Origin of the sequence: Luteimonas vadosa (assembly GCF_039543545.1) — a bacterium.
In the GTDB taxonomy this organism is placed as follows: domain Bacteria; phylum Pseudomonadota; class Gammaproteobacteria; order Xanthomonadales; family Xanthomonadaceae; genus Luteimonas; species Luteimonas vadosa.
In genome coordinates this window covers 158,800-171,085 of sequence record NZ_BAABJY010000002.1, presented here as the reverse complement: position 1 = coordinate 171,085, position 12,286 = coordinate 158,800, and the positions used below count along the sequence as shown (strand labels likewise).

Annotated in this window: 8 protein-coding genes and 7 tRNA genes; 2 read left to right on the top strand and 13 right to left on the bottom strand. The window is 67.0% G+C overall.

Going from position 1 to position 12,286, the window contains the following annotated elements; genetic code table 11:
• The first annotated feature begins 27 nt into the window (after nucleotides 1–27).
• On the top strand, nucleotides 28–822 hold the full coding sequence (locus ABD970_RS06615; protein WP_345294724.1) for an enoyl-ACP reductase FabI: 795 nt from the start codon (nucleotides 28–30) through the stop codon (nucleotides 820–822).
• A gap of 103 nt (nucleotides 823–925) precedes the next feature.
• On the opposite strand, the gene ABD970_RS06610 is transcribed toward ABD970_RS06615, so the two are convergent.
• The 13 genes from ABD970_RS06610 to ABD970_RS06550 all read right to left on the bottom strand — a co-directional run bounded on the left by ABD970_RS06610 (nucleotide 926) and on the right by ABD970_RS06550 (nucleotide 11,309).
• On the bottom strand, nucleotides 926–2,902 hold the full coding sequence (locus tag ABD970_RS06610) for a SurA N-terminal domain-containing protein (RefSeq protein WP_345294723.1): 1,977 nt from the start codon (nucleotides 2,900–2,902) through the stop codon (nucleotides 926–928).
• A gap of 146 nt (nucleotides 2,903–3,048) precedes the next feature.
• A tRNA-Asp gene (locus ABD970_RS06605) sits at nucleotides 3,049–3,125 on the bottom strand.
• A 42-nt stretch (nucleotides 3,126–3,167) separates the two neighbouring features.
• Nucleotides 3,168–3,242 (bottom strand) — tRNA-Val (locus ABD970_RS06600).
• 38 nt (nucleotides 3,243–3,280) lie between these two features.
• Nucleotides 3,281–3,571 carry an HU family DNA-binding protein gene (locus ABD970_RS06595; protein WP_345295664.1) on the bottom strand — a complete coding sequence of 97 codons (291 nt, stop codon included), beginning with the start codon at nucleotides 3,569–3,571 and terminating at the stop codon, nucleotides 3,281–3,283.
• 223 nt (nucleotides 3,572–3,794) lie between these two features.
• Nucleotides 3,795–6,263, bottom strand: a complete 2,469-nt coding sequence (gene lon / locus ABD970_RS06590) for an endopeptidase La (RefSeq protein WP_425563064.1) — start codon at nucleotides 6,261–6,263, stop codon at nucleotides 3,795–3,797.
• Between the two features lie 228 nt (nucleotides 6,264–6,491).
• On the bottom strand, nucleotides 6,492–7,778 hold the full coding sequence (clpX, locus tag ABD970_RS06585; protein WP_345294722.1) for an ATP-dependent Clp protease ATP-binding subunit ClpX: 1,287 nt from the start codon (nucleotides 7,776–7,778) through the stop codon (nucleotides 6,492–6,494).
• A gap of 145 nt (nucleotides 7,779–7,923) precedes the next feature.
• A complete protein-coding gene (clpP, locus tag ABD970_RS06580; RefSeq protein WP_345294721.1) occupies nucleotides 7,924–8,553 on the bottom strand; it encodes an ATP-dependent Clp endopeptidase proteolytic subunit ClpP in 630 nt (209 codons plus the stop codon).
• 78 nt (nucleotides 8,554–8,631) lie between these two features.
• The gene (gene tig, locus ABD970_RS06575; protein WP_345294720.1) at nucleotides 8,632–9,933 is read right to left on the bottom strand and encodes a trigger factor; all 1,302 of its coding nucleotides are present in this window, start codon (nucleotides 9,931–9,933) and stop codon (nucleotides 8,632–8,634) included.
• Nucleotides 9,934–10,498: 565 nt separating this feature from the next.
• Nucleotides 10,499–10,583, bottom strand: a tRNA-Leu gene (locus ABD970_RS06570).
• A gap of 304 nt (nucleotides 10,584–10,887) precedes the next feature.
• A tRNA-Lys gene (locus ABD970_RS06565) sits at nucleotides 10,888–10,963 on the bottom strand.
• A 37-nt stretch (nucleotides 10,964–11,000) separates the two neighbouring features.
• Nucleotides 11,001–11,077: transfer RNA gene (locus ABD970_RS06560), tRNA-His, on the bottom strand.
• 43 nt (nucleotides 11,078–11,120) lie between these two features.
• Nucleotides 11,121–11,194 (bottom strand) — tRNA-Arg (locus tag ABD970_RS06555).
• A gap of 38 nt (nucleotides 11,195–11,232) precedes the next feature.
• Nucleotides 11,233–11,309 (bottom strand) — tRNA-Pro (locus ABD970_RS06550).
• Nucleotides 11,310–11,487: 178 nt separating this feature from the next.
• Between ABD970_RS06550 and ABD970_RS06545 the strand changes: the two genes are divergently transcribed.
• Nucleotides 11,488–12,249 (top strand): Bax inhibitor-1/YccA family protein, encoded by a 762-nt coding sequence (locus tag ABD970_RS06545; protein WP_345294719.1) that lies wholly within the window; start codon nucleotides 11,488–11,490, stop codon nucleotides 12,247–12,249.
• The last annotated feature ends 37 nt before the right edge of the window (nucleotides 12,250–12,286 follow it).

Below are 12,286 nucleotides of genomic sequence, written 5' to 3'. Positions count from 1 at the left end.
CGCATCCACGGACACAGCGAGCAGACGATGGGTTTCCTGCAAGGCAAGCGGGCGTTGGTCACCGGCATCGCCAGCCAGCGTTCGATTGCAAACGGCATCGCCGAGGCGATGCGGCGCGAAGGCGCGGAACTGGCTTTCACCTACCAGAACGACAAGCTCAAGAGCCGCGTCGAAGCCGCCGCCACCGAATACGGTTCGGAGATCGTGCTGCCGCTGGACGTGGCCGACGACGCCCAGATCGCCGCCTGCTTCGAGCAGCTGGGCAAGCATTGGGACGGCTTCGACATCCTGGTGCACGCCATCGCCTACGCGCCGCGGGAAGCGATCGCCGGACAGTTCCTGGATGGCCTGACCCGCGAGAACTTCGCCATCGCGCACGACATCTCCGCCTACTCGCTGGCCGCGATGGCCAAGGCCGCCGGGCCGATGATGGCCGGACGCAATGGTTCGATCCTGACCCTGACCTATCTCGGCGCCGAGCGGGCGCTGGCCGGCTACAACGTGATGGGCGTGGCCAAGGCCAGCCTGGAGGCCACGGTGCGCTACCTGGCGTACAACCTCGGACCGGAGGGCACCCGCGTCAACGCGATCTCCGCCGGCCCGATCAAGACCCTGGCCGCCGCCGGCATCGCAGGCTTCCGCAAGATCCTCGGCCACGTCGAGGAAAACGCGCCGCTCAGGCGCACGGTGACCATCGAGGACGTCGGCAACGTCGCCGCCTTCCTGTGCTCGGACCTGGCGTCAGGCGTGACCGGCGAAGTGACCTACGTCGATGCCGGCTACAACATCATCGGCATGACCGGGATCAACGCCGGCGACTGACCCCGGCTCGCGTCGCGACGGTGCACCCGCGGACGCGTCCATCCGGCACCAGAAAAAAGCCCGGCATCGCCGGGCTTCTTGCTTCTCTGCGTGGGCCGCGTCGCTACAGCTGCGACTCGATCACGGTCACCTTCAACCGCTTGCGAAGGTCCTGCAGCAGGCTGCTCGCCGCCTCGGTCCCGCGCATCGCGGCGAGCTGCTCTTGCAGGGCCTGGCGCTCCTGGGCGGTGGCCTCCTTCGGGTTGCCCGGCGTCACCTTGGTCACCGCGAACACCACGATGCTGCCGTCGGCCAGCGTGACCTTCCCGACCGAAGGCTTGCCGCCCTTCGGAGCGGGCGCCGAGAAATACGCCTCGGTCGCGACCGGGTCGGGCACCGGTGCGCCACGCGGGATGTTCGACAGAGCCTGTACGGCCAGTCCACGCGCGTCCGCCAATGCATTCAGCGCCTGCCCGGCACGCAATTTCTCGACCATGTCCGCCGCGGCGGCCTCGGCGGCCTTGGCGGCGCGGTCGCGCCGGATCGCGGCGACCACCTGGTCGCGCACCTCCGACAGCGCACGAGCCCGCTCCGGGGTATGCCCGACGACGCGGATCAGCACGCTGTGGTTCGGCGCGATCTCGATCGGATCGCTGGCGGTGCCGTCCTGGATGAGCGCATCGGAGAACGCGGCCCGCTGCACGGCGGCATTCGCCGCGATCCCAGTCCCCTGCCCTCGCGCGAACGGCGCGGTCTTGCGGACCGGGAGGTTGGCCTCGCGCGCGGCCGGCGCCAGGCTGCTCGGGTTGCGGTAGACCTGGTCCACGAGGCGGCCGAGCAGCTCGTTGAAGGCACGCTCGCGGTCGGCGGCGGCCTGCTCTTCGGCCAGCTCCTCGCGCACCTGGTCGAACCCCACCTGCTGCCCGGAACGCGCCTCGCGCAGCTGGACCACGTGCCAGCCGAAACTGGTCTTCACCGGGCGCACGTCACCCGGCTGCATCGCGAACAAGGCCTCTTCGAACGGGCCGGCCATCATCCCCTTCTCGATCCAGCCCAGGTCGCCGCCGGCATCCTTGGAGCCGTCGTCGTCGGAATGCGCGCGCGCCAGCGCGGCGAAGTCCGCACCCGGCTGGCCCGCCTGCGCGGCGAGCTGGCGTGCTTCCCGCTCCGCAGCCTGCTGCGCGGCGGCATCGGCGTCGGGTTCGACCCGGACCAGGATGTGCGAGGCGAGGCGCTGTTCCAGGGCGCCGAAGCGCGCCTTTTCCTGCTCGTACCGTGCGCGCAGCGCGGCCTCGTCGGCCGGCGCTGGCGCGGGCATGGCATTCGCGTCGATCTCCACGTACTCCAGCGTCACTGTCTCAGGCGCCGTGTACTCGCGCGCATGGCTGCGGTACCAGTCCTGGATCGCCTCGGCACTGATCGGACCCGTATCCGGGCCGGGAGGCGGCAGGGTCGCGAACGACACGTCGCGGCGCTCCGCAAGCAAGGTCATCACGCGGTCGACCTCGGAGGGCGTGGCGAAGGCCGACTGCGCGATCCGGGACGGGACCACCGACTGCTGCAAGCTTTCGCGCACCAGGTCCTCGAATTGCCGCGGGGTCCGTGCCGGGACCTGGGACTGCAGGGCAAGCTGGTAGCGCTGTGGGTCGAAGTTGCCCTCGACCTGGAACGCGGGGATCGACTGGATCTCGTTGCGGACCTGGGCATCGCCGATCGCGACGCCGGCGCCATCCGCGTACAGGCGCAATGCCGCGCGGTCGATCAACCTGTCGAGCACGCGCCGCTTGTTGAGCATGTCCTCGAATCCGAGCGCGTCGAACTGCTCGCCCTGCGCCTCGCGCTCCTGCTGCCTGGCCTGCTCAAACTCGTTGCGGAAATCCGAGGGATCGATCAATTCGACCCGCCAGAACAGCTTGCGCACCGGCCACAGGTCCGGGGCGGAGCGCCACCAGGTCGGCGGGGCCTCCACCTTGGCGGCATAACTCGCCGAATTCTGGAACAGGTACTGCTCCATGCCGAAGAACGCGAACGGGATCGCCAGGATGGCCACGATGACCACCGCGATCCAGCCGGATGTCTTGTCTCTGAGGGCTTGCAGCATGTCGGGCGCGGGCAGTTGCGAAGCCGCGCAGTTTACCGCAAGCCCGCCCCGGGGCTGGCGGGAATCGACGGGTCGCCGCGCCGCCCGCCACGCGGGTCCGCAGGCGAGCCAAAAAAAAGCGCCCTGGCGGGCGCTTTTGGAAGAATTGGCGGAGTGGACGGGACTCGAACCCGCGACCTCCGGCGTGACAGGCCAGCATTCTAACCAACTGAACTACCACTCCGCGCTTGGAACTCGTGGTGCTTCCAGCCCGACCTTCGGGGACTGGTGGGTGCTGAGGGTGTCGAACCCCCGACCCTCTCCGTGTAAAGGAGACGCTCTACCGCTGAGCTAAGCACCCGATTGGCAGGCGGCGATCAGGCAGCCTGCCGGGGCCGCTCAGTTTACGGCATCCTTCAGGGCCTTGCCAGCCTTGAAGGCGGGATTCTTCGAGGCCGCGATGTTGATCTCCTCGCCCGTGCGCGGGTTGCGGCCGGTGCGGGCCGCGCGGTCGCGGACGGTGAAGGTACCGAAGCCAAGGACGCTGACGCTGTCGCCCCGCTTCAGGGCGCTGGTGACCGACGACACCACGGCATCGACTGCACGGCCGGCATCGGCCTTGGACAGGTTGGCTTCACTGGCGACGGCTTCGACGAGATCGTTCTTGTTCATGTGTTTGGAACTCCTGATGCGGACTCATGCCGCGGGATGTCATGGTCGGTCGCCGTGGAAGCGGGCCCACGCCGAAACCGGTAAGGGGGACCTGCGATCGCCTGGACTCTGGTGGCGTCGCGGTGGCGTCGTTATACCAGCGGCGGGCGCCAACGCGCAACACAAAAGGCTGGAAAAGCCGCATGTTTAACGCTTTGCGGCGTGATCCGTGCAGCAATGGCCTGCTTGCGCAAACGTGGATTCAATGCTTCACGCCAGGTTGCGCCGTTGGCTTTTCCGCTGTACGGGCAACCTCCTTCGCATCTTCGATCCCGTCCACCACCGCGGTTGGCGACAAGGGACGCTCGAGTGCCAGGTCGAGGACTTCGTCGATCCACTTGACCGGGACGATCCTGATCGCGTCGGTAACGTTTTTCGGAATGTCCGCGAGGTCCTTGCGGTTTTCCTCGGGGATGATGACGGTGGTGATACCCCCGCGCATCGCCGCGAGCAGTTTCTCCTTCAGCCCGCCGATCGCCGTGACCTTGCCGCGCAGGGTGATTTCGCCGGTCATCGCCACGTCGGCGCGCACCGGGATCTTGGTCAGGGTGGAGACCAGGGCCGTGGTCATGGCCGCGCCCGCGCTCGGGCCGTCCTTGGGGGTTGCCCCGTCGGGGACGTGGACATGCACGTCCAGCTTCTGCAGGAAGTCGAGTTCGATCCCGAGGCGCTCCGTGCGGGCACGGACCACGGAAAGGGCGGCCGAGGCCGACTCCTTCATCACGTCGCCGAGCTGGCCGGTGAGGATCAGCTGGCCCTTGCCCGGGACGAGCGTGGATTCGATCTGCAGCAGGTCGCCGCCCACTTCCGTCCAGGCCAATCCGGTCACGAGGCCGATCTCGTTGTCCTCCTCCGCGCGCCCGAAGTCGAAGCGCCGCACGCCCAGGTACTTCTCGAGGTTCTTGCCCGAGACAGCCAGCGCTCTGGGCTTCTTCGCCGACGGCTTGCGGGGTCCCGCCAGCGCGATCTCCTTCACCACCTTGCGGCAGACCTTGGCGATCTCGCGCTCCAAGTTGCGCACGCCGGATTCGCGCGTGTAGTAGCGGACGATGTCCTTGATCGCGTCTTCCTCGATCCTCAGCTCCTTGTCCTTCAGGCCATTGGCCTTGAGCTGCTTGGGGATCAGGTAGCGCGTGGCGATGTTGATCTTCTCTTCCTCGGTGTAGCCGGGGATGCGGATGACCTCCATGCGGTCCAGCAAAGGGCCGGGGATGTTGAGGGAATTGGACGTGGCGACGAACATCACTTCGGACAGGTCGAGGTCGACCTCCAGGTAATGGTCGTTGAAGGCATTGTTCTGCTCCGGGTCCAGGACCTCCAGCAGCGCCGAGGACGGATCGCCGCGGAAGTCCATCGACATCTTGTCGATCTCGTCGAGCACGAACAGCGGGTTCTTGGTGCCGGCCTTGTTGAGGTTCTGCACGATGCGGCCCGGCATCGAACCGACGTAGGTGCGCCGGTGGCCCCGGATCTCCGCCTCGTCGCGCATGCCGCCCAGGCTCATGCGCACGAACTTGCGATTGGTCGCGCGCGCGATCGAGCGCCCGAGCGAGGTCTTGCCGACGCCCGGCGGACCGACCAGGCACAGGATCGCGCCCTTCATGTTCCTGACCCGGGTCTGCACCGCGAGGTACTCCAGGATGCGTTCCTTGACCTTCTCCAGGCCGTAGTGGTCCGCGTCGAGCACGTCCTGCGCGACCTTCAGGTCCTTGCGGACGCGGCTGCGCTTCTTCCAGGGCACGCCCAGCAGCCATTCGAGGTAGTTGCGCACGACCGCGGCCTCGGCCGACATCGGCGACATCTGCTTGAGCTTGTTGAACTCGCTCTTGGCCTTTGCCTCCACCGGGGCGGGCATGCCCGCCTCGGCGATCTTGCGCGCGATCTCCTCGAGGTCGTTGGGCGCATCCTCGATGTCGCCCAGCTCCTTCTGGATCGCCTTCATCTGCTCGTTGAGGTAGTACTCGCGCTGGCTTTTCTCCATCTGCGACTTCACGCGCCCGCGGATGCGCTTCTCCATCTGCTGCACGTCGATCTCGCCATCGACGAACCCCACCAGCAGCTCCAGCCGCTCGGCGGTGTCGATCGTCTCCAGCAGCTTCTGCTTGTCGGCCAAGCGCACGCCAAGGTGCGCGGCGATGGTGTCGGCCAGGCGGCCCGGCTCCTCGATGCCCGCCAGGGTCTGAAGCAGTTCCGGGGGCAGCTTGCGGTTGGTCTTCACGTACTGCTCGAACAGCGACATCAGCGAGCGTGCGATCGCCTCGACTTCCCTCGGCTCGCGCTCTTCGGGGGCATCGACCTCGGTGCCGCGGCCGGTCAGCGTGCCTTCGCGCTCGGCGACGTCGACCACGTTCACCCGCGAGACCCCTTCCACGAGGACCTTGATCGTCCCGTCCGGCAGCTTCAGCAGCTGCAGGACCTGGGCCACGGTGCCGACTTCGTAGAGGTCGCCGGCGGCCGGGTCGTCGGTCTCGGCCGACTTCTGCGCCACCAGCAGGATGCGCTTGTCGGACTCCATTGCCAGGTCGAGGGCCCGGATCGACTTGTCGCGTCCGACGAACAGCGGGATGACCATGTGCGGGAACACCACGACATCACGCAACGGCAGCACGGGCAGGGCCTGCGACGGCTCGGTTCCGGTTTCCGGCATGGATTGTTCGGGGCGGTCGGTCATCGTGTCTCCATTACGGATCGAATGGGTGCGGATTGCATGGGGCGTTTGGCGTGCGGCCGGGACGTCGTCCGGCAACCAGTCCGGCACCAAGGTACCTCCGAGACCGCATGACCCCCGTTATGGGGCGTGCGGACGGCGGTTGCAAGCCACGGCACGGGCGAACGGGAGCGCCCTTCGGGCGGACGGCAAGGCGCGGCGCCTGGGCCCGCGCGGCGTCGTACCCGTCGCTCAGTCGCCAGAGGCGACTTTCGGCGCGGCGGCCGGCGTTTCATAGATGAGGTAGGGGTCGGACTTGTGCTCGATCACCGATTCGTCGACCACGACCTTGCTGACATTCTCAAGCGAAGGCAGGTCGTACATGGTGTCGAGCAGAACCGATTCGACGATGGTGCGCAGGCCGCGCGCACCCGTCTTGCGCTTCAGCGCCCGTCGGGCGATCGCCGCCAGTGCATCGGGGCGGAACTCGAGCTCGACCCCTTCCATCTCGAACAGTTTCCGGAACTGCTTGCTGATGGCGTTCCTCGGCTCGGTCAGGATCTGGATGAGGGCGGCCTCGTCCAGCTCCTCCAGGGTCGCGACCACGGGCAGCCGGCCGACGAACTCCGGGATCAGGCCGAACTTGATCAGGTCCTCGGGCTCGACGTCGGCCAGCACCTTGCCGATCTCGGTCTTGCGCTCCGAGCTCTTGAGCTTGGCGCCGAAGCCGATGCCGCTGGCGTCGGTGCTGCGCTGCTGGATGATCTTGTCGAGGCCGGCGAACGCGCCGCCGACGATGAACAGGATGTTTCGCGTGTCGACCTGCAGGAACTCCTGCTGCGGGTGCTTGCGTCCGCCCTGCGGCGGCACCGAGGCGATCGTGCCCTCGATCAGCTTCAGCAGCGCCTGCTGCACGCCTTCGCCGGACACGTCGCGCGTGATCGACGGGTTCTCCGACTTGCGCGAGATCTTGTCGATCTCGTCGATGTAGACGATGCCCTGCTGCGCCTTGTCGACGTCGTAGTCGCATTTCTGCAGGAGCTTCTGGATGATGTTCTCGACGTCCTCACCGACGTAGCCGGCCTCGGTCAAGGTGGTGGCATCGGCCATGGTAAACGGCACGTTCAACAGCCGCGCGAGCGTCTCCGCCAGCAGGGTCTTGCCCGAGCCGGTCGGGCCCACGAGCAGGATGTTGGACTTGGCCAGTTCGACGTCGTCGTTCTTCTGCCGGCTTTCGATCCGCTTGTAATGGTTGTAGACGGCGACCGCCAGCGTCCGCTTGGCCCGCGCCTGGCCGATGACGTACTGGTCGAGGACTTCCTGGATTTCCTTGGGCTTGGGCAGGGAGCTGCGGGCGGACTGCGCCTTCTCCTCGAGCTCCTCGCGGATGATGTCGTTGCACAGCTCCACGCACTCGTCGCAGATGAACACGCTCGGGCCGGCGATGAGCTTGCGGACCTCGTGCTGGCTCTTCCCGCAGAAGGAGCAGTACAGGATCTTGCTGCTGTCGCCGGAACGGCCCTGGCTGTCTTCGCTCATGCCTTTACGCCACCTGGATGCTGGATATGCGGTGCGCGCGGCACCGGTTCGAGAATAACATAGCGCCCGCAGCCGGAAGGAGTGCCCCGGCACGGAAATGCTGCAATGAAATCAAGCGGTTGCGACAAACCGCTCCGCCTGCTGATCAGCCGGGCTGGATCGTGTCTTCCGGACGCCGCTCGAGCACCGAATCGACGAGCCCGTACTCACGCGCGGCCTCGGCGCTCTTGAAGTTGTCCCGCTCGGTGTCGTGGGCGATGGTTTCGAAGGACTGCCCGGTGTGCTTGGCCAGGATCTCGTTGAGCCGCTGGCGCATCGACAGGATCTCGCGGGCGTGGATGTCGATATCGGTCGCCTGGCCCTGGAAGCCACCCAGCGGCTGGTGGATCATCACGCGCGAATTGGGCAGCGCATAGCGCTTGCCGGCGGCACCCGCCGCCAGCAGCAGGGCACCCATGCTGGCCGCCTGCCCCACGCAGATGGTGCTCACGTCGGGCTTGATGAACTGCATGGTGTCGTAGATCGCCATGCCGGCGGTGACGATGCCGCCCGGGGAATTGATGTAGAGGTTGATGTCCTTCTCGGGGTTCTCGGCCTCCAGAAACAGCATCTGCGCCACGATCACGTTGGCGACGTGGTCGTCGATGCCGCCGACCAGGAAGATGACGCGCTCCTTGAGCAGCCGCGAGTAGATGTCGTAGGCGCGTTCGCCACGGCTGGTCTGCTCGACCACCATCGGTACCAGGTTCAGGGCCTTCGTCGGGTTGCTGCTCATCATGGGATCCTGTTTCGTCGCGGACGGATGGGGTGCGGGTCGCCTGGGTCACGCGGCCGGCGCCGCGACGGGCGCTGCCTATTGGCCGATCGCCTCCTGGAACGACATCGGCTGGTCGCTGTGCTCGGCCCGCTCGGCGATCCAGTCGATCACCTGCTCTTCCATGACGCGGTTCTGCAACCCTGACATCAACTGGGGGTCGTTGCGGTACAAGTCAACGACCTGTTGCGGTTCCTCGTAGGTCGAGGCGATCAGGCGCAGGCTCTCGTTGAGCCGCTTCTCGTCCAGCTTGAGGCTGTTGCGGCGCGCGACCTCGCCCACCAGCAGGCCGACCAGGACACGCTTGCGCGCGGCATCCATGAACGACAGGTGCGCATCGGCCGGCGGGTCGATCTTGCGCCCTTGGCGACGCGCCTGGTCCACCGCCTGCGCCGCCATCGCCCGCGCCTCGTTCTCGACCAGCCGCTGCGGCAGCTCGACGCTGTCGTAGGCGGCGATGAGCTGTTCGCCCACCTCGCGCCGCAGGCGGTTCATGAGCGCGCCCTTAAGTTCGCGTTCCAGGTTGTTGCGGATCTCGGCGCGGAACTGGTCCATCTCGCCGCTCTTGACGCCGAAACTGCGGATGAACGCGGCATCGGCTTCAGGCAGCACCGGCTCGGACACCTGCTCCACCGCCAGGTGGACCTGCGCCGTCTTACCGGCCAGGACGGCCACCCTCCAGTCAGCCGGGAAGGCGACCTCGACCGTCTTTTCATCGCCCTTGGCCATGCCGACCAGCGCTGCCTCCAGGTCCGCATGCATACCGCCGGTAGCGATGACCGTCACGCCCTTCTCGCTGCCCTCGGCGGGCAATCGTTCGTCGCCGGCCTGGGACCACGTCTGGACGTCGACCGCGTCGCCATCCTTCGCACCCCGCGTGACCGCGGTCCAGCTGCGTCGCTGCAGGCGGAGGTTCTCGATCATGCGGTCGATGTCCTCGTCGGAGACCTCGGCGGTCGCGCGCTGGACCTTCAGCCCGGAGACGTCGATCTCGCCGAAGTCCGGCACGACCTCGAAGGTCGCGACGTAGGCCAGGGCGTCGTCGGCGCCGGAGTCGCTGGGCTCGATCCGCGGGGCACCGGCCAGTCGCAGTTCGTTGGCGCGGACCGCCTCCTCGAATTCCTCGCGGAGCAGGCCGTCGAGCACCTCGGCGCGCACCTGCTCGCCGTAACGCTGCTCGATGACCTTCGCCGGCACCTTGCCCGGCCGGAAGCCCTTGATCCGCGCCGTGCGTGCGATCTCCCGCAGGCGACCGCCGACCTGCGTCTCCAGGCGCTCGGCCGGGAGCCGGAAGGTGATGCGGCGTTCGAGGCCGCCGACGGTTTCGACCGATGCTTGCATGTTCGCTCCTGCAGCCGCGGCCGCGGCCGCGTGACTCTTGTGGGGTGCCTGGCCGTCTGCGCGCGGGCCCCTCCGGGGGAGCAACCGCGGCGAGCCGGCGGAACGGAGTAGTTTGGCCGATTTGCGGGCTGCTTTCCAGCTTGCCAGGCTCGTGCCGACGGATCCTGGTCGTTCAGCACCGTTCGCGGCGGCCCGTGAAGCGTTGGTTGTTCCTTGCGGCGGGGGATCCCGCCGGAGGACGCCAGGTCTTCGCCGTTCCCGGAAGGGGCGCCGGGATCAGGATGTCCACGGGTGTGGCGCCCGCTTACCGGGCCGCCTATCCCCGCATGAAGGCGCTCGCACCGTGTCGGAAGTCGATTTCCGATGCCCGGCCACGCCTGCGCGCCGCCCTCGGCTTGTTGGCTGCAAGGCGCGACGGACAATTCCCGGCTCGCGAACGCTCGTTCAGGCATGGCCGGCTGGCGATTGACTGCCTGGGTCGATGAAGGCGATGTCATCGGTCAGTCATTGTCGCCAGGCGTGACGACGCGCTCGCCGGCATCCTGGCCTGGATTCTGCCCAGGCGTGGTGCGAAAGGGGGGACTCGAACCCCCACGCCTTGCGGCACCGGCACCTAAAGCCGGGGCGTCTACCAATTCCGCCACTTTCGCGTCCGTCCGGGCATCTTATGTGCGGACGCGCGTCGCGGAAAGCGCCGCCGCGAGCAGTGCCCATGCAAAGCCTCGAGCGCGCCGCCGCACGCTGCAGCCCGGAATTAAGGATGGCCCCAGGACAGCGAAACGCCCGGCAAGCCGGGCGTTCCGAAGATGGTGGGCCGTCAAGGATTCGAACCGGCCCGGATCGGACCGTCCGTGCCGACGGCAACGAGGCCGCGCCCGCGGCTTGCGGCAGCGACAGGCCGGCGCCTCGATCCATGGACAAAAAAAACGCCCGGCAAGCCGGGCGTTCCGAAGATGGTGGGCCGTCAAGGATTCGAACCTTGGACCTATTGATTAAGAGTCAACTGCTCTACCAACTGAGCTAACGGCCCGAATGATCTGCCAGTGTACCAAAAACACTGCCGAAACTGGGGTGGAAGACGGGATTTGAACCCGCGACCCCCGGAATCACAATCCGGTGCTCTAACCAACTGAGCTACATCCACCATTGAACTGGAACGATGCCACAAAACGCCCTGCCGCGAGGAGCGCGCCCGGCAGGACTCGAACCTGCAACCACCGGCTTAGAAGGCCGGTGCTCTATCCGGTTGAGCTACGGGCGCCTGGGCCCATGATAGCGGTTGCCGGTGAGCCGCCAGGGTGGTCGGGGTAGAGGGATTCGAACCCCCGACATCCTGCTCCCAAAGCAGGCGCGCTACCAGACTGCGCTATACCCCGCCGGTCTCGTGCGGACCGTCCGTTTGCTTCCTGGCCCCGGTCCGCGCAAGGGCGGGTATTGTCCGGGCGCCCCCCCGTGGTGTCAACGCAGGCCGGCGGGCCGACGGTGGAGGCTCGCTCGCGCCCGTTGCGTCCATGTATCCTCGGCGGCAGACCCGACCACCCCGAGAGCACACCCATGCGCAGCGGCAACCCCGCCCTCAAGGATTCCACCTTCCTCGACCTTGGCACGGGCAGCGTGGTCACCGGCGACAGCACCGCCATGACCCTGAACGGCACGGTCAACAAGACCGCCTTCCTGCTCCTGTTGACCATGCTCACCGCTGCCTTTGCCTGGACCCAGGCGCTGACCCCGCAGGGCGAACTGGCGCCGGGCTTCGGCGTGTACGTCTGGGGCGGCGCCATCGGCGGCTTCGTCATCGCCATGGTCACGGTTTTCAAGAAGACCTGGGCTCCCGTCACCGCGCCGCTGTACGCGCTCGTCGAAGGCTTCTTCCTGGGCGCGATCTCGGCGATGTACAACCACCTGTACGAAGGCATCGTGCTGCAGGCGGTGATGCTGACCTTCGGCACGCTGTTCGCGCTGCTGATGGCCTATCGCTCGGGGCTGATCAGGGCCACCGAGAACTTCAAGCTGGGCGTGGTCGCCGCCACCGGCGGCATCATGCTGGTCTACCTGGCGACGATCGTGCTGCGGATGTTCGGGAAGGACATCCCGATGATCCACGACAACGGCATCGTCGGCATCGGCTTCAGCCTGTTCGTGATCGTCATCGCGGCGATGAACCTGGTGCTGGATTTCGACTTCATCGAGACCGGTGTCGAGCAACGCGCGCCGAAATACATGGAGTGGTACGGCGCGTTCGGCCTCATGGTGACCCTGGTGTGGCTGTACATCGAGTTCCTGCGGCTGCTCTCCAAGCTCCAGTCGCGGAACTAGCCCTGGGCCAGTCGCAATGGAAAAGGGCGCCTGCGGG